Raw genomic sequence first — 17,425 nt, 5'->3', positions numbered from 1 at the left:
ACCGCGCGCGGGCGGCGGGGATAACTGAACCAACATGTGCGGCATCGCCGGTATCTTCAGCAGCGGTGAGCCTGGTGAGCGCCTGCTCGAGGCGATGGGCGCCAGCCTTCAACATCGCGGTCCTGACGCAGGCGGGATCTGGACGGACGCAGCGGCGGGTATCGGGCTCTCCCACCGTCGCCTGTCCATTGTCGACCTGTCCGCGCACGGCGCCCAGCCCATGGCTTCAGCCGATGGTCGCTGGATGCTCTGCTACAATGGGGAGATCTACAATCATCGAGACCTCCGGCGTGTTCTGGAGGGCGAGGGCGGTGGGCCGCCGGGCGGATGGCGTGGTCACAGCGATACGGAGACCCTCCTCCAGGCGATCGCCACGTGGGGCCTCGATCGGGCGCTCTCTACCGCTGCCGGCATGTTCGCCGTCGCATTGTGGGACGCACGGGAACGCCGGCTCCACCTTGTCCGCGATCGCTTTGGAGAAAAGCCGCTCTACTATGGCTGGTGCGGGCGCGACTTCGTCTTCGCCTCCGAACTGAAAGCGATCCGCCGTCATCCGGATTTCCGCAGTGAGATCGATCGATCGAGCCTCGACGCCTTTGCTCGCCGCGGCAACGTTCCTGCCCCGCACACCATCTTTCGGGGCGTCTTCAAGCTCCCACCCGCGTCTATCCTGACGCTCGACCGCTCGGCGGCTCGCTCACCCCTGACCGAACCGCCGAGCATCGAACAGGGCGGCGGCGGCCTGCAACTGCGCACCTACTGGGATTACCGTCAGGTGGTGGCCGATGGCCTGATACATCCCATCGCCGATGAAGTTACCGCCCTTGCGGAGCTCGAGGACGCGCTTGGTCTGGCGATCGCCGACCAGGCGGTCGCGGACGTTCCGGTCGGCGCATTCCTGTCAGGCGGGGTCGATAGCTCCACGATCACGGCGCTTTACCAGCAGCATTCCCGGCATCCGGTTCGAACCTTCTCGATCGGGTTCACGGAGGCCGGATACAACGAAGCGGACGATGCCCGCGCCGTTGCACGGCACCTTGGCACCGTCCACCATGAGCAGATTGTCACTCCTGCGGACGCCCGCGACGTCATTCCGCTGCTTCCGGCCATCTATGACGAACCGTTCGCTGACAGCTCGCAAATACCGACCTTTCTCGTCAGCCGGTTCGCTCGCGGGGAAGTGACGGTCGCTTTGACCGGCGATGGCGGCGATGAGCTGTTCGCCGGTTACAATCGCCATGTGCAGGCTCCCGCGCTGTGGAGCAGAATCTCGCGCATCCCGGCACCGCTTCGGTCAGCGACCGGTGAACTGCTCGGGCAGCTGCCACCGGGGCTGTGGCGACGCGCCGCGGCGCTGCTCCCGGGTCAGCGCCAGCCGCATGTCGGCGCCAAGGTCCAGAAGTTGCTGCGTGTCGCGGGCAGGGCACAGTCGCTTGGCGACCTTTATGATGATTTCCTCGATGAGTGGTCTGGGAGCAATCCCGTGCTCTCGGCATCCCGCAGGCAGGCGCAGGCCTTCCCTGAACTCGCCGGGCCTGACGTCATTCGCCTGACGACGGCCGATGCGCTTTCCTATCTGCCCGACGACATCCTCACCAAGGTGGATCGCGCGTCCATGGCGGTCAGCCTGGAGACCCGCGTGCCTTTCCTCGACCACCGCGTGGCCGAAGTGGCGGCGCGGATCCCGCCGTCGCTCAAGGTCCGGGAGGGGCGCGGCAAATATCTCCTCAGAAAGCTGCTCTACCGTCACGTGCCGCCAGCGCTTATCGACAGGCCCAAGACCGGCTTCGGCGTGCCGGTAGGCGAGTGGCTGAAGGGTCCCCTGCGGGAGTGGGCGGAGGACTTGCTCGATCCGGCAAGGATGAGTGCACAGGGCTGGCTCGACACCGCCCTCATCCAGCGGCGGTGGCAGGATCACCTGGCCGGACGCCGCGACGGCGCCCAGGCGTTGTGGAGCGTCCTGATGTTTCAGGCCTGGCTTGACGCCGCTTAAGAGCCGGCCGGTATTGCCTCGTCTATGTCCACGATCCGCCCGCCCTCAAGTTGCACCACGCGGTCGCAACCGCGAAGTGCCGACCTGCGATGCGCGATGATGATAATCGTCTTGCCCTCGGCCTGCAGCCGGTCGAGCGCGGTGACGATCGCTGCCTCGGTCTCATCGTCCAGTGCGCTCGTCGCCTCGTCGAGTACCAGGATCGGCGTGTCGCGATAGATCGCGCGGGCGAGCCCGATGCGCTGGCGCTGACCCCCGGACAGGCGTGCACCACGCTCTCCCACCGGCGTGTCGGCACCGTCTGGAAGCTCGGTGACCAGCGTGTCCAGCTGCGCCAGTTGAAGCGCCCGCGCGAGCCGTTCGGGATCGCTCGCCGCTGTCCCGGCTCCGAAGGCGACGTTGGCCGCGATGCTGTCGTCGGTCAGGAAGACGGCTTGCGGAACATGCGCGATCAGCCGGCGCCAGCGCGGCCGCTGCCCCGGTCCGATGGGCTCCCCGTCAACGCGCAACTCCCCACCGCTCGGCTCCAGCAGGCCCATCAGCACGTCGGCCAGAGTGCTCTTGCCGCTGCCGGTGCGCCCGGTGAGGGCGATGCGCTCACCTTTGCGGATCACCAGGCTGATCCCGACGAGGGCCGGCGTCGCGCGTGCCGGATACCGAAACTCGACTTCTTTCAGGTCCACTTGCTTGGTGAAGGCGAGAAGCGGGCCGCTGTCCGATGCTTCGGGCGTCAATTGCAGGCTGAGCAGGCGGAGCACGTCGACGGCGATCGCGTCGCTTGTCTTGAGCGCGACCCAGCTCTGATACAGTTGCTGGAGCAGCGGAAGCATGCGCTGCATGCCGAGTGCGAGAGCACCCAACAGCGGCAAGGCCGCGACCAGTCCACCCGGCCGTCCGCTGAGCCACCAGGCAAGAAGAGCAACGAGGCAAAGCCCGATCGCCTCCACCAGGAAGCGCGGAGCCGCGGCAATGGCGGCGGCACGTGCCTGCGTCTCCGTCAGGGTGAGGTCCGTCCGCCGGAATTGCTCCAGGGCGACCGGCGCCGAACCGTCAAGGATGATGTCGCGGATGGCGCCATGGCTGTCCTGCACCAGGCGCACCCGCTCGTCATACAGCCGATCGAATGCCGTTGAGGCCTGATCCAGCCGCGCTCTCACGGCCAGCGCAATGGCCCCGTAAAGCAGTCCGAAGCCCGCGAGGGTGACGGCCGCAATCGCCGGCTCGACCCACAGCAGGGTGCCGAGGATAGCCCCGGAGACGAATATCGCCGCGAGGCCCTGCAACAAGGGCAGCAGCACTCGCCAGACCAATTCCTCGACCTTGGTCAGCGCAGACAGCAGGCTGCTCGAATGCTGCTGCAGGTGGAAGGTGTAGGACTGAAGCAGCAGCCTGCGTTGGATTTCGACCGCGCATTCATGCCCCGTCATCGCCGCAAATCGCAGGGTCCAGCGGGTGAGCGCCAGCCGAAGCAGTCCCGCCACGAGGGCTGCGCCCGCGAACAACAGTGCCGCCTCGGCCAGGCTGAAGCGATGGGCGGCGAGGAACCACCGCCCGCCAGCACCCGAGCCGGATAGAAGTGTCAGAAACGGCAGCAAGGCGCCGATGGTGACCAGATCGGCAAATGCGCCGACAATCATGAACCCGACGAGCAACACTGCCTCGCGCCGGCGAGCCGGTGAGATCAGGCGCAAGATGGTGCGGAGCGGTGTAGCCACGGCCAAGCCTACCGATGGCCCGGGCCGGCCACAATCATCGCGGTGGTGATGATAGCAGCGCCGGGCGCCGCCGGGCGATGATCAGCAGGAGTGTCGGGAGGATCATGGTCAGCAGGATGTCCTTCACCCCCTCGCCATATTGCTGGCCGGGATCGGGCCAGCGCTCGACCCAGAGGTCGTTCGCCTCATTCAGCAACTCGAGTGAAAGCACCAAGAGCCAAGGCCTCCAGTCGGACAACCCACGACGAAGCAGCGATGCCGCCCCAAGCTGAAGCAGCACTCCGACAAGGACGTGCAGGCTATCCATGCTGAAGCCGCTCGCATGCTCGACGAACAGCTTGACCTGATACCAGAGAATGATGGCGCGGCCCGTTCAGGCGACGCCGGCGCTCACCTCAGCTCGGGGAGAGCGGCGGCAGATTGATGTTGCTGTTTCCGTTACCCTTGCCGGCAAGCAGCGCAACGCCCGCGGCGACAGCAGCGAGGCCAAGCAGGATCGGGAAGAAGCCAAGCCCGCCAGCACCGGCCACGGGAGCAGCGGGAAGCGCGGCCGGAGCAGCTTCGCCGACCGGTGCGGCGACCGGCGCGTCCACCTGCGGCAGCACGCAACCAACAGTGCCCGCTTGGCCAGCGGCGACCGCGGCGGCAGTGTTCGCGCAGAGCGCGGCCCCGGACGTGGTGGAGCCAAAGGCACTGAGTGCGACCCACGGGCTCATCAGCGCGGCTTGCGTGCCCTGCGCCTGAACGGCCGCAGCAGCCGGCGACGATGCCGCGAAGGACGCGGCGGCCAGAACTGCAATGATCTTCACGGTCGGACGCACCACAAACTTGCTCCCTGCAACAACGTTTCGGCTCTTACCAAGCCCCGCGCCGGAATTGAACCCCCGTAACGTCTTAACCCTATCGAGTTTCCGGCGACTTACAAACCGTATCTTTATTATGCGTTACCGTGACTTCTTTGTAACCACGGAAGCCGCGGCTGGCGCTGTGGGCGCAGATGGCTAGGATGAGGGTCATGCTCTCTTCGAGAAGCGCACCGCGGCTGCTCGCGAGTGCCAACAGCCTGTGGAACCTACAGAACTTTCGCGGCGGTCTGTTGCGGGGAGTGGCCGCGGCCGGTTTCGAGCCGGTGCTTGCCGCGCCGCCTGGCAATCAAGGCCATGCGCTGCCTTTCCGCGCAGCCAGCTTGCCGATCAGCAGCGATGGCCTGAACCCGCTGCAGGACGGCTTGCTCCTGCTCCGCTTCATCCGCCTGCTCCGGCGTGAACGGCCAGCCGCGCTGATCAGCTGGACGGCCAAGCCCAACATCTATGGTGCGATGGCCGCACGGCAGGTGGGAGTGCCCGCCTTTCCGAACGTCAGCGGCCTTGGCACTGCCTTCATCCGGGGTGGGATGCTCCAACGCGTTCTCTGCCTGCTCTACCGCACCGCCTTCGGGCGCTGCCCGGCGGTCTTCTTCCAGAATGCCGAGGACGCCGAGCTGTTCGTGGATTTGCGCCTGGTTCGGCCGGATCAGGTGCGCCTGCTTCCCGGCTCGGGAGTGGACCTCGCCCGCTTCCCGGCTGTTCCCATTCCGCCGATTGATGGTCCGCTGCGCCTGCTGTTCGTCGGCCGCCTGCTCGGCGACAAGGGCGTCCGTGAATTGGCCGCGGCCGCGCGGCTGCTGAAGGACGAGGGCACGCCCGTTCGCTTCCAGTTGCTCGGCGTCCTCGGGGCGCAGAACCGCACGGCCATCACCCGTGCCGAACTCGACGGGTGGCTTGCAGAGGACCTGCTGGATTACCTGGGCGTCGCCGACGATGTGCGTCCGGCCCTGGCGCAGGCGCATGCGGTCATCCTGCCTTCCTACCGAGAGGGCCTGCCCCGCTCATTGCTTGAAGCGGCGGCGTCCGGACGACCGTTGCTTGCCAGCGACGTGCCAGGCTGCCGCGACGTGGTTGAGGACCGGGTAAACGGCCTGCTCTTTCCCGTGCGGTCGGCGGAGGGGCTGGCGAAGGCTGTTCGAGATTATCTCGCCTTGACGCCGGCGGAGCAGCAAACAATGGGCGACTGCGCGCGGCGCACCGTGGAGCAGCGGTTCGGCGAAGATCGGGTCATCGCTGCTTACCTGCGTGAAATCGGCCATCTGCTCGAGGGTGGCGAGGATCGGGAGCAGTAGGGCAAGTGTGGGGTCGCTGGCGAAAGGCTGAAGCGCGTCAATGGCGCGGCGCAAGCGGCTACCGCGCCTATGCGGTGGGTGACATCCACGGGCGTCTCGATCTGTTCGACGGCTTGCTGGCGCAGATCGCGGCCGATCACATTGCCCGGGGCGAGGGGGCTCGGCCGCTACTTGTCCTGCTCGGCGACCTGATCGACCGCGGACCAGACAGTCGCGGCGTGCTGGAGCGGGTTCTTGCCCGCCCGCATCCTGGCTTCCAGACGCTGACGCTCTGCGGCAATCACGAAGAAGCCTTGCTTCGCTTGCTGGATGAAGCGGAACCCGGGTTGCTCGATCGCTGGCTCCACTTCGGTGGCGATGCCTGTGTGCGCAGTTATGGCGAGGACCCGGTCCGCCTCTCGTCAATGGCGGAACACGATGCGATCGTGCGCCTTCGCCAGCTGATCCCGCAGTCTCACCAGGACTATCTGCGGTCGCTCGCCGACACTTTCCGTTTCGGTGACTATCTGTTCGTCCATGCCGGAATCCGGCCCGGCATCCCGCTCGAGCGTCAGCAGCCTGCCGACTTGCGCTGGATTCGTGAGCCATTTCTCAGCGATCCCCGCGACCATGGCATGATGGTGGTCCATGGCCACACGATCACTGACGAGCCCGATGAGCGTATCAACCGGATCGGGATCGACACCGGCGGTTATCGCCAGGGCGTGTTGACGGCGCTGATGGTGGACGGCACCCAACGTCATTGGCTGCAGCAGCGGAGCGGACAATGACCATCGTGGACTGGCTTGCCGATGACCTGAAGCAGTCGGTCCTGGCCAGTCGCCGGCGTTGGCTGGTGACCGGAGCTGCGGGCTTCATCGGCTCCAATCTCGTCGAAGCCCTGCTTGCCTTGGGCCAGGACGTCGTCGGGCTCGACAATTACGCGACGGGGCATAGCCACAATCTCGACGAACTGCTTGGCGGGGTAGGCGCCGAGGCGGCGAGCCGCTTTGTCATGCTCGAGGCGGACATTCGCGATCGCGACGCCTGCGCCCACGCGGTCCAAGGGGTGGATGTCATCTTGCACCAGGCCGCCCTCGGGTCGGTACCGCGCTCGATTGCCGATCCGCTGACCAGCCATGACGTCAATGTCACCGGCTTCGCGAACATGATCGAAGCTGCCCGGCAGGCCGGCGTGCCCCGCTTCCTCTACGCGGCATCGAGCTCGACCTATGGGGACGAGCCGAACCTTCCCAAGCGAGAGGAGCGGACCGGCAATGCCCTCTCGCCCTACGCGGCAACGAAGCTCGCCAACGAAATATACGCCGGCGTCTATATGCGTAGCTACGGCTACAAGGCGACGGGTTTGCGCTATTTCAACATCTTCGGCCCGCGCCAGGACCCCGATGGGGCCTACGCCGCCGTCATTCCCAAGTGGGTTGCGGCGATGCTTGCCGGCGAGGAGATCGTGATCAACGGCGATGGCGAAACCAGCCGCGACTTCTGTTTCGTCGCCAATGCTGTCCAGGCCAACCTGCGCGGTGCCTTGGCCGGGGATGATGCGCAAGGCGAGGTGTACAACGTCGCGGTCGGAGAGCGGACGTCTCTGAACGACCTTCATCGGCTGATCGCGGCCGGACTGGGCGAGCTGGGTTTCCGCTATGACCGCCCGGCGCGCCATGGTCCCTTCCGGCACGGCGACGTGCGTCACTCGCTCGCCGACGTGAGCAAGGCTGAACGGCTGCTCGGCTACCGCGCCACTCACGGGCTCGAAGCCGGGCTCAAGGCAGCCCTTGGGTGGTATGTCGCGCGATAGGGGCACCGGAAGCGCGGGCGGACCGCACAAGGCATTGAAGACGCCCGCTTTGCCGCTATGCAGCGTGAATGGGTGGCCGCCTTTCGGCGCGTAAGAGGAAGGATAGGACATTGGCGACAGTGAGAGTGACCCTGGGTCTGACCCTTGGTCTTGTCGCGGCCCTGTCGGCATGTGCCGACAGCAGGGGAGGACCGATCCCCTATAATGTCAGTCTCGCGGCACCCGATGCACCGAAAATCGTGCCGCTCGAGCAGGATTACCGGATTGCTCCGCTCGACGTCCTTGCGGTCAAGGTCTTCAAGCAGCCTGACCTGTCGGGCGACTATCAGGTCGATCTTACGGGCAACATTTCCATGCCGCTGATCGGCAACGTTCAGGTGGCCGAGCTCACCACCGATGAGCTGGATCGCCGCCTGAAGCAGCAATATGGCGCTCGATATCTGGAGAACCCGGACATCAGCGTGGGCGTCAAATCCTCGACCCGCCGCTCGGTGACCGTCGACGGTGGCGTCAAGAACAGCGGCTCCTTCCCGGTGGTCGGCCCGGTGACGCTGATCCAGGCCATCGCCCAGGCTGGTGGAACCACCGAGGACGCCAACCCCCGACGGGTAGCCATTTTCCGTTCCATCGGCGGGAAGCGGCAGGCGGCTGCCTTCGATCTGACTGACATCCGGCGCGGTCTTGCCCAGGACCCGACCATTTATCCCGGTGATATCGTGGTCGTCGACGGCTCGCGCCTGAAGGCCGCCCAGAAAGCCATTCTGACGAACATCCCATTGCTCTCGATCTTCCGGCCCTTCTGATGCCGGCTCAAGACACGCCACCAGGAAGCATCGACAGGTGAATCGCGATCTCACCCTCAGCGCGGCCGAAGGTCGGGCCCTGTCCGACAGGCTGGTTGCACCGAATGCGACATTGGGCGTGGCAAACCGGCCGCATCATGCACCGCAGCTGGATGCGCGAACCATTCTTCGCATCATCCGTGAGTGGCGGTGGCTTATCATCGGTGCCGCCGCGCTGGGCCTTGCGCTTGGGGTGGTCGCGACCCTGCTGACCACGCCGCTCTACAGGGCCTGGGTCACTCTGGAGGTCAATCCACCCACGGTGGACGTGTCCGACGAGCAGCAGCGCAATCGGTTCGGCAACGACGACAGCACGTTCGACTTCGTTCAGACGCAGGTAGGACTGCTCGGCAGTCGCAGCCTTGCGGAGCGCGTCGCCCAGGAGCTGAACCTGGTGAACACGCCATCGGTCGTCGGCCAGGGTGACGCCACGGCGCGGCTCAACAGGGCTGCCGGCATCGTTGCCGGCGGGCTCGACGTCATCCCGCCCAAGGAGGGGCGGCTGATCCGTTTCAGCTTCACCAGCCCGAACCCGCAGTTGGCCGCGCAGATCGCGAACGGGGTCGCGGACGGCTTCATCAACTCCAACCTGCAGCGCAAGTACGAGTCGTCCAACTACGCACGCCGTTTCCTTGAGCGGCAGATCGGCAAGACGCGCGGCGATCTCGAGCGGTCGGAACGTCAGCTGGTGTCCTATGCCCAGAGCGAGGGCATCATCAACCTCCAGGGCGCAGCAGCCGACGGCAAAGGCGGCGGGCAGAGTGATGCGGGCTCGCTCCAGGGCGAATCGCTGCAGGCACTCAACACCGCTCTGGCGGCGGCAACGGCGCGCCGTGTCGCGGCGGAAGGCGCCTATCGTGCCGCGCAAGCATCCGGTCCGACCAACGAGGTCAACGAAAGCACCTCGGCACTGCGGCAGACCAAGGCAGGTCTCGAGGCCGAATATCAGGAAAAGCGTACGCTCCTGAAGCCAGACCATCCCGACATGGTCAGCCTGCGGTCGCGGATCGATGAGCTCGACAAGCAGATCGCCCGGGAGACCGCGCAAGTCAGCGGTGGGCGGAGCAACAGCCTGGCGCAGGAATATCGGGGCGCGGCGGCCGCCGAGGCCTCGCTGCAAGGCAGGGTCAACGCGCTCAAGGGCTCGGTGCTCGACCTGCGTGGCCGCAGCGTTCAGTACAATATCCTGCAACGGGAGGTGGATACCAACCGTGCGCTCTATGACGCCCTGTTGCAGCGCTACAAGGAGATCGGCGTGGCCGGCGGCGTCGGCGCGGCGCCCATCTCCATCGTCGATCGCGCACTTCCGCCCGGCGCCCCGTTCAAGCCCAGCCTGCCGCTGAACCTGCTGGTCGGGCTGGGATTGGGGCTGCTGGCGGGTGTCGGATCGGCGCTTGGCTTCGAGTTCCTGAGCGACACGATCAAGACCCGCGAGGACGTCCGCAACAAGCTTCAGATCGCCTGCCTTGGCGCCATTCCGAAGCGGCTCGCGAAGAGTGGAACGCTCGTGGACGACATTCGCGATCCCTCGTCCGCCGTCGCCGAGGCCTATTCGGCGGTCGCGGCCGGACTTCGCTTCACGACCGAAGACGGGGTGCCCCGAAGCGTTCTGATTACCTCCACTCAGGAAAGCGAAGGCAAGTCGTCGACCGCGCTCGCGGTCGCGCAGAGTTTTGCCCGCCAAGGGCGCAATGTGCTGTTGATCGACGCTGACCTGCGCAAGCCATCCTTCAAGACCGGAGGCAATGAACAGGGACTGGTCGGCCTGCTGACCAATCACGAGGACGTCGAGGGCAAGGTCGTCACGACGCAGTTCGAAAATCTTTGGCTGCTTCCCTGCGGGCCGTTGCCTCCGAACCCGGCGGACCTGCTGTCGACGCGGCGGTTCGCCAACATCCTCGACGACGCCTGTCACCGCTTCGATCTCGTGGTGGTGGACGGCCCACCGGTGCTCGGGCTTGCCGACGCTCCGTTGCTCGCGGCAGCGGTCGCCGGAACGCTGTTCGTTGTTGAGAGCGGACGTACCCGTACGCGGGCGGCGGTTGAGTCGCTCAACCGGGTTGAAGCATCTGGCGCGCGTGTCTTGGGTGCCGTGCTGACCAAGTCAGTCGAGCGGGATGGCGGGTACGGCTATTACTCCTATCGTTACGGGCAGATCGACGATGATCGACCCGACAAGGTCGTGCTGATCACCCACCAGGCGGCCGACGCGGACGCGGTTTGACCGTTCTTCGCCGCGCGCTGGTGATCATCGCCGGGCTGCTGCTCGCCGGCCTCGCCATCAGGGTGGCAGCGGTGCTGGGCTTTGCGCAGACGCGCCCGGAGCTCGCCGCGTCGATCTGGCCGAAGCACCCCGCCGTCCGGCTGAGCGCCGGAATGCAGGCCATTGGCGAAACGGTAGCGGCGGGACGTGCTCCATCTGCCATGGTCACGGCCGAGTTGCGGGCAGTCGCGCGCCGTGATCCGCTCAATCCCGGTCCTTTACTGGTGGAGGGGACGAGGGCCTTTGCCGCCGGTGATCTGCCGAAGGCGGACCGCTTGCTGAAGGAGGCAAGCCGGCTGGACCCGCTGGCCCCGGCACCACGGTTCCTCCTTGCGCAGCTCTACTTTCGTCAGAATCGGGCGGAAGCCGGGCTGGCGGAGGTCGGCTTCCTGTTTGAGCGATTGAATGGTGACGCTGCACCGCTCGTGCCTGCCTTGGCGCAATATGCCGCGCAACCCGGTGCCGCGATCCGGCTCAAGCCCGTGCTCGATCGCCGCCCCGTCGTAAGGGGCCAGGTGCTGTCGCTCATGGCGGATAATCCGGCCAACCTGCCGTCGATCCTGCAGCTTGCCCCACACCAGGGTGGTGACGCCGACGTCGAATGGCGCCAGCGCCTCCTCAGCAGCCTCGTCGACCATCGAGATTACGCCCGCGCTTATGCGTTATGGCAGCAATTCGGGAACGTCGCATCGTCGCCGCGTGCCGCGATCTACAACCCGCGCTTCCTTGTCGGGGGGGCGCCACCGCCCTTCAACTGGCGGCTTTCGAGCAGTCCGGCAGGGACCGCTGAACCCCAGGCAGGCGGTGGGCTTCACCTGCTCTACTTCGGCCGCGACGATACCGTCCTTGCCGATCAGATCCTTTTGCTGCCCGCTGGCCACTACCGATTGAGTCACTCGCTCCGCGGCGAGCCCACCGGACTGTTCTGGGCGCTGACCTGCCTTCCGGGCTCAACCCGACAGGAGGCCGCACTGACGCAGAACCGCTTCGATTTCGTGATTCCGGCGGCAGGTTGCGCGGCACAGCGACTGGAGTTGCGCGGGACGATGGGCGACTATCCCATGACGGTTGACGTCAACCTCGGCCCGCTGGTGCTGACGCGGGGGAGAGCGGAGTGACAGCCACCCTGCGCCAGGGGATTGCTCCCACCTATCTTCTTGCCTGCTTGATTCTGGGTGGAAGCGGGCAGGGCGTGTGGGGCCCACTGGTGCTTCAACTCATCGGAGTGGCCTTGCTCGGCAGCGCTTTCTGGGCCGACCCGAAACAAGCACTTGGAACGTCGGCCCGTCAGATCGGCTGGATCATGGCAGCTGTCGTGCTGCTCATCCTGCTTCAGCTAGTCCCGTTGCCGCCCGCCTTCTGGACGGCGCTGCCGGGGCGCGAGGCGGCCGTGGTCAACCTCTGCCTGCTTGGTGAGCCGCTGCCCTGGCTACCCATCTCCCTGGCTCCTTACGACAGTCTCGCGGCGGCGTTGGCGCTCATCCCGCCGCTTGCGCTCCTTGCCGCCATTCTTCGCCTGGGCGCATACCGGGCGGGGTGGCTGGCACTGGCGATCGGCGCCGGCGCCGTGCTGAACATCCTTCTTGGCGCACTCCAGATCAGCACTGGACGCTACTATCTTTTCCCCTTTTCAACAGTGGGTTCGGCCTCGGGCTTCTTTGCGAATGGCAATTATCTGGGAACGCTGCTCCTGGCCGCCATCCCCTTCCTGGCGGCACTCACTGCCCAGGGCATGCAGGAGCGTCGCTCGCACCGCAAACGGGTGGGTAGCCTCGGCTTGGCGTTAGGTCCGCTCCTGGTGTTGGTCATGGGTCTCGTGATCAGCAAATCCATGGCCGCACTGATGCTCACGGTGCCGATCGCGCTTGCGAGTTCACTGCTGCTGTTCAAGGACAACGGCCGCCGCTGGATCGCCGTGGGACTGCTCGCCGTCGGATGCGCACTGATAGCAGTGCTCGCTTATTCTCAGCTTCCCGCCATCAACGATCCCAATAATGCTCTGTCGACCGATATCCGCAGGCACCTCTACGGGAAAACCGCCGAAATCGCCTGGCAGTTGTTCCCCGTCGGGTCCGGCCTTGGCTCGTTCCCGCGCGTCTACGCGCTCTACGAGGATCCTGGCGTCTTCTTTGGCGCGATGGTCAACCACGCCCACGAGGAATATCTGGAAATTGCCATGGAGGGCGGTCTCGCCGGCCTGCTGATCCTGGCAGCCTTCTTCTGGTGGTGGTTCAGGCGATTGGGTGCCATCTGGCGCTCGCCTGCGAGCACCGTGTACGAGCGGGCGGGAACGATCGCCTCCGCCGCGATCCTCGCGCATTCGCTGGTCGACTTCCCGGCGCGCACCATGGCGGTGGCAAGCGTTCTGGCCACTGCCGTCGCGCTCATGGCCGAACCTCGCGAATGGCGGAAATCAGAGGGCGGGACGACCGAGCGCCGCGCAGCCCGGCACGTCAGCCTGCGGTGAAGTGGCGGAACAATATTTCTCCGAGGCGGCGTTTTCCTTCGGACAACGGAAAGGTCCAATGCTCGCCGATCAGCAGCTGGCTGGCGTGAATGCCTACCGTTCCCCGGCGGCGAGCGGTCGGCTCAACCGGGGCTTCGAGTTGGCGCAGTGCTTCGGAGGCGAGCCAGCGCGCTCGGCGATCGGCAGCCAGGACCGTGACCAAGCGATCGCTCAGCGGCATGCCGTACACCCAATGAAGCAGCAGCATGGCCTGGCTCGCCGCCCGACCCGCACCCAGCCGGCGCATGGCTTCATGCACCTCATCCAGGCCAGTGGCGTCGGCTTCGCCCAACAAGGCCTGGAGGTCGGCGAGCCACTTCAGCCGGAACCAGGCGCTCGAAGCGCCGTGAACGGCCAGATAAGCCAAGAGGGCGTCGCGTCTGAGTGTCGGCAGCGCAAGCCCAGATATGACCTCCACCAGTTGCGAGGCCGAGTTCGCCCGCAGGTCTGGAAGGATGCCCGGGTGGTCCGTCAGCCGGCTATGCAACTCGACGAGCAGGCCGGAAGGGGCGATCCACCCGGATTCCTTCGACCAGCGATGCCATCGCGCCAGACGTCGAGAATCGGCGCTGACCTGAGCCTGGTAACCCAGCAGCGCAAGCACTTCTCCGGCGCGTCCGACCTGCTCTGGCAGAACCAACAAGTCGATGTCGCGGCTGAGCTTGAGCGTGCTTGCACCGTAGGCGAGTTGCGAGAGTGTCAGTCCCTTCACGAACAGCAGCGGCAGATCGGCACTGTCGAACGCGTCACGGATGCGGCGGCATTCGGCTGCGGCCTGCAGATTCTCGGCGGCAACCCGATGCGCCTCCGCACGAAGCTGGCTCGCGACTTCCGGCGGGATTTCCTGAGCGCGCCTTGTCACTCCGGCGTAGAGCAGGCTCTGCACCCGGTGGCGCCGGGCGAGAGAGATGATCTCGGACCAAGGAATGGGGGTCGGAGAGAGCGGGGCGCCGTCCTGGCGGCAGGCGGCCGCAAGCCAGCGCAGCACGGGCGATGCGGTCAGCGGCACGGGCAGGGACGGCGCAGAAGCATATCACTTGCGGCTAGCACGACCGGCCATCCGGCAGGAGGCCTTGCGTGACGCACCCGCGTGTCTTCTCCTACCGGCTGTTCGGGCTCCATGTGCAAAGCGACCTCGAACTGATCGAACTGCAAGCGGAGCACGCCGGCACGGCGCCCGATATCATCATTCGCACGGCAACCCTGCCGGGGGAATGGCCTCAGGCGCCCGGTTTCCACCGCGTTGAAGGCGGAGGGCTTCTGGCGATCGAACGGGTGGGGCGTTACCTGGCCAGCCGAGGTTGCGAACTGCTGGTCGAGGCGCAGCCCGGCGTCCCAGAGCGCAATATCCGCCTTTACCTCCTCGGCTCCGCCATGGGCATGCTGCTTCACCAGCGCGGCCTGCTTCCGTTGCACGCGAATGCCGTCGTCATCGATGGTCTTGCCTACGCGTTCACAGGGCCATCTGGGTCGGGCAAGTCCACCTTGGCGGCATGGTTTCAGGACAACGGCTTCCCGCTGCTTAGCGATGACGTCTGTGTCATCGGCTTTGGTCAGGACGGCGCGGCGGTGGCCTGGCCCGGGCTACCGCGCCTTCGGCTGTGGCGTGACGCGATCGAGCGGAGCGGGCGTAACCTCGACCATTTCAGCCGCTCCTACGAAGAGGACAGCGACGACTGGGACAAATATGATGTCCCGGCGCGCGCCGGCGTCATCCCATCAGGACCCGTCCCCCTCGGTGGGGTGTTTCAGCTTGAGCGTGCGCAGGAGCACGGCGTTGAACAACTCACGCCGGCCGATGCGCTCTCCGTCCTTTTTGGCAACATCTACCGCGGCGAGTATCTCGCCGGCCGCGAACATGAGGAAGCGTGGCGCGCCTGCGTCCGTCTCGCAACGCAGATCCGGGTTCGTCGGTGGAGCCGCCCTTGGGACACCGCAGCATTCGAGCAGCACATCAGAAAGCTGTTGGCGAGCATCACGCCGCAAACCGAGCGATGAACAGTCCTGTGCAGAGGGCGCCGACCACGCCCACGCGAAAACGGGCGTAGTGGGCCGCGCTGTTCCAGTCACTCGAGGGCCATTCCGATATTGCCCGGTCCAGCGCCGCAATGTCGAGGAATTCACGAACGGGTTGATGCTCGCGGATCTCGGCCAGGACATGGCGGCATTCTGCGGCCGACGTCATCTGGTACCAATCCGCGCTCTGAAGACCGCGCAGATGGGAATTCAGCACCGGGTCGGGAAGCCAGCCCTGCAATGCGCGCCGCGCCATTGGACGTAGTTCGCCATTCTTCAGGAAAGCCTCCGGCGGCAAGGTTAGACTCCATTCGATCAGCGCCCGATCAGCCGTCGGGTCCGCTTCGATCAGATCCCAATGGCGCTCGCTGAGGACCCGATGGACGCCCGATTCGGTCTCCCTGATCATGGCGAGCCGGGCCTCGTAGGCATCCGCGGGGAGCGTCTCGGCTCGCCTGTCACCAGTTCCGCGCTCAAGCAGAAACGTCTCGGGCCTCGCGGGCGGACCACCGGCGAGGCGCTCGCCGAACCACTGCAAGAGAGTGTCTGGCACGTGTCCGCTCAGCACGGCAGCTGCCGCCCCTCGCCAGCGAATCGTTCCCGCTCTGGCAAGCAGACGGGCCTCGCGCCATGCACTCGCCAGTCTCCGCTGGGCGATCAGAACTGCGAGCGCGGACAGCCCGCCGGCATTCAGGGATAGATTACCCATCTCGCCGGTGAGGACTGCAGTGGCCCCGTCGGCGCGCGCCTGGTCTCGGATCGCATTCCACCACGTCAGCGGAAAGGGAGAAACCAAGGGCGATTGCGCGACCTCGTGGAACCACCGTGCCAGAGCAAAAGGCTCGGCGCGAGCGTTGATCAGCTGGTGCGTCACCCCGAGCGCCGAGGCGGAAGCGCTTGCCAGACCTGTCTCATCGACATTGGTGTGCCGCATCGCTTTACCCTGAATGGGTGCTGCGGGCACCGCCGTGTAGGCGCGGACGTTCGCGGTTCCGCGCAGGCTGACCGCGGCACCCGTGACCGCGCCGCTGTCCCATCCACCGCTGAGCTGGCAGGCAGTGAGCCCCTGGCCGAGCCAGGGTTCGACGGCTCGCGTCAGGTGGCTGCGATACTCCCCGGCATAGTCGCGCGAACGGTCGTGCGCTGATGGACCCACCTCCGGCTGCCACCAGTAGCGCCGCTCACAAGCTCCCGGGGTGAGCACCACCATCTCACCGGGCCGAACCTGCTCGACGCCGCATAGCGGGGTCGTAGTCGACCGAGCGGCACTGCCAGCCAGAAAGGCTCCCAAGTCGTCGAGATCGACCTGGAGCGCCAGTTGAAGGTCGCTGGGGATGGACCCGAACCGTGCACCGTCAGGCGTTCGGGCAAAGACAAGTGGCCGCTGCCCGGTCGCGTCGCGCACGAGCGTCAGGCGCCGCTTGGCGGGCTCGTAGATCGCAAGCGCGAAACTGCCCTCAAGCTGATTGAACAGCTTCGGGCCGAGTTGGCGAAATGCTTCGCCAAGCAAGGTGGGAAGATCGATGGAAGAGGGCGCACCAATACGGCGCGCCAGTTCGGTTAGGCGGTAAAGGTGGCCGTCAACACTAACCCGGGGAACGACCGCGGCGTCGCCGGAGCGATCATGCCAGTCGACGGCGCCCGGAAACGCTGATCGATTCGTGCTTACGAACGCTGGTTGTTGACCCCGTCGATGCGGACGTTGCGGGAGCCGTTCTCGGCCTCACCGGCGCGCAGCGTTCTGATTTCTGGTCTGCGCCAAGTCTTCTTTGCCAACCGAGCCTCCCCTGAGTGGATCAACGTCGATCCGAAATGGCCACAGTCGTCGTAAGTGGAACTCGCGCGAGTGGCAAGCAGCTAAATGGCGCGGACAAGCCGATGTTTTTGGAGGATTTCCAATGCGGCAAGCGTGTCGCTGCGGCATTCGTCTGGCGCGACCTCATAATCGTCTGTCAGTTGCTCGACCAGTCCAGCCAGCGTCCTTGGCTCCCTCAACAGTCGCCAGATGGCCGTCGCCACATCGTTGAAGCCAAAGCAAAGCCCTTCGTCGACATCCAAAGCGACAAGCTCGTCTCCAAGCTCGGCTTCGAGGAGCTCACGGTCGCGGAGGTAGGTCGGGTTGTCCGCGCTCACCGGC

General features: G+C 65.8%; 15 protein-coding genes. 9 read left to right on the top strand and 6 right to left on the bottom strand.

Going from position 1 to position 17,425, the window contains the following annotated elements:
* The first annotated feature begins 34 nt into the window (after nucleotides 1–34).
* Nucleotides 35–1,993 (top strand): asparagine synthase (glutamine-hydrolyzing), encoded by a 1,959-nt coding sequence (gene asnB / locus M8312_RS04090; protein ID WP_250119109.1) that lies wholly within the window; start codon nucleotides 35–37, stop codon nucleotides 1,991–1,993.
* Here the strand turns inward: asnB and M8312_RS04085 are convergent.
* The 3 genes from M8312_RS04085 to M8312_RS04075 all read right to left on the bottom strand — a co-directional run bounded on the left by M8312_RS04085 (nucleotide 1,990) and on the right by M8312_RS04075 (nucleotide 4,532).
* Complete coding sequence (locus tag M8312_RS04085; RefSeq protein WP_250119108.1) at nucleotides 1,990–3,708, bottom strand: ABC transporter ATP-binding protein; 1,719 nt, start codon at nucleotides 3,706–3,708, stop codon at nucleotides 1,990–1,992. The genes asnB and M8312_RS04085 overlap by 4 nt on opposite strands.
* 34 nt (nucleotides 3,709–3,742) lie before the next feature.
* The gene (locus M8312_RS04080) at nucleotides 3,743–4,015 is read right to left on the bottom strand and encodes a hypothetical protein (protein ID WP_250119107.1); all 273 of its coding nucleotides are present in this window, start codon (nucleotides 4,013–4,015) and stop codon (nucleotides 3,743–3,745) included.
* 88 nt (nucleotides 4,016–4,103) lie between these two features.
* Nucleotides 4,104–4,532: a hypothetical protein gene (locus M8312_RS04075; RefSeq protein ID WP_250119106.1), complete on the bottom strand. Its 429-nt coding sequence runs from the start codon at nucleotides 4,530–4,532 to the stop codon at nucleotides 4,104–4,106.
* 191 nt (nucleotides 4,533–4,723) lie between these two features.
* Between M8312_RS04075 and M8312_RS04070 the strand changes: the two genes are divergently transcribed.
* The 7 genes from M8312_RS04070 (at nucleotide 4,724) to M8312_RS04040 (ending at nucleotide 13,233) form a co-directional block, all read left to right on the top strand.
* Nucleotides 4,724–5,866, top strand: a complete 1,143-nt coding sequence (locus tag M8312_RS04070) for a glycosyltransferase family 4 protein (protein WP_250119105.1) — start codon at nucleotides 4,724–4,726, stop codon at nucleotides 5,864–5,866.
* A 5-nt stretch (nucleotides 5,867–5,871) separates the two neighbouring features.
* A complete protein-coding gene (locus M8312_RS04065; protein WP_250119104.1) occupies nucleotides 5,872–6,636 on the top strand; it encodes a metallophosphoesterase in 765 nt (254 codons plus the stop codon).
* A complete protein-coding gene (locus M8312_RS04060) occupies nucleotides 6,633–7,661 on the top strand; it encodes an SDR family oxidoreductase (protein WP_250119103.1) in 1,029 nt (342 codons plus the stop codon). The genes M8312_RS04065 and M8312_RS04060 overlap by 4 nt, the downstream gene beginning before the upstream one ends.
* Before the next feature lie 125 nt (nucleotides 7,662–7,786).
* Nucleotides 7,787–8,464, top strand: a complete 678-nt coding sequence (locus M8312_RS04055; protein WP_250119102.1) for a polysaccharide biosynthesis/export family protein — start codon at nucleotides 7,787–7,789, stop codon at nucleotides 8,462–8,464.
* Nucleotides 8,465–8,501: 37 nt separating this feature from the next.
* Entirely contained in the window at nucleotides 8,502–10,727 is a 2,226-nt protein-coding gene (locus M8312_RS04050) for a GumC family protein (protein WP_250119101.1), read from the top strand.
* The gene (locus M8312_RS04045) at nucleotides 10,724–11,884 is read left to right on the top strand and encodes a tetratricopeptide repeat protein (protein WP_250119100.1); all 1,161 of its coding nucleotides are present in this window, start codon (nucleotides 10,724–10,726) and stop codon (nucleotides 11,882–11,884) included. Before M8312_RS04050 ends, M8312_RS04045 begins: the two co-directional genes overlap by 4 nt.
* Nucleotides 11,881–13,233: an O-antigen ligase family protein gene (locus M8312_RS04040; protein WP_250119099.1), complete on the top strand. Its 1,353-nt coding sequence runs from the start codon at nucleotides 11,881–11,883 to the stop codon at nucleotides 13,231–13,233. Before M8312_RS04045 ends, M8312_RS04040 begins: the two co-directional genes overlap by 4 nt.
* On the opposite strand, the gene M8312_RS04035 is transcribed toward M8312_RS04040, so the two are convergent.
* Nucleotides 13,220–14,281, bottom strand: a complete 1,062-nt coding sequence (locus M8312_RS04035) for a nucleotidyltransferase domain-containing protein (protein WP_250119098.1) — start codon at nucleotides 14,279–14,281, stop codon at nucleotides 13,220–13,222. The genes M8312_RS04040 and M8312_RS04035 overlap by 14 nt on opposite strands.
* A 68-nt stretch (nucleotides 14,282–14,349) precedes the next feature.
* On the opposite strand from M8312_RS04035, the gene M8312_RS04030 reads away from it, so the two are divergent.
* Complete coding sequence (locus M8312_RS04030; RefSeq protein ID WP_250119097.1) at nucleotides 14,350–15,270, top strand: hypothetical protein; 921 nt, start codon at nucleotides 14,350–14,352, stop codon at nucleotides 15,268–15,270.
* Here the strand turns inward: M8312_RS04030 and M8312_RS04025 are convergent.
* Entirely contained in the window at nucleotides 15,248–16,843 is a 1,596-nt protein-coding gene (locus M8312_RS04025) for an asparagine synthase-related protein (protein WP_502957447.1), read from the bottom strand. The genes M8312_RS04030 and M8312_RS04025 overlap by 23 nt on opposite strands.
* Before the next feature lie 302 nt (nucleotides 16,844–17,145).
* Nucleotides 17,146–17,421 (bottom strand): PqqD family protein, encoded by a 276-nt coding sequence (locus M8312_RS04020; protein WP_250119095.1) that lies wholly within the window; start codon nucleotides 17,419–17,421, stop codon nucleotides 17,146–17,148.
* Between the last annotated feature and the right edge of the window lie 4 nt (nucleotides 17,422–17,425).

It is taken from the genome of Sphingomonas sp. KRR8, from assembly GCF_023559245.1.
In the GTDB taxonomy this organism is placed as follows: domain Bacteria; phylum Pseudomonadota; class Alphaproteobacteria; order Sphingomonadales; family Sphingomonadaceae; genus Sphingomicrobium.
This window is presented reverse-complemented; position numbering and strand designations above follow the sequence as displayed.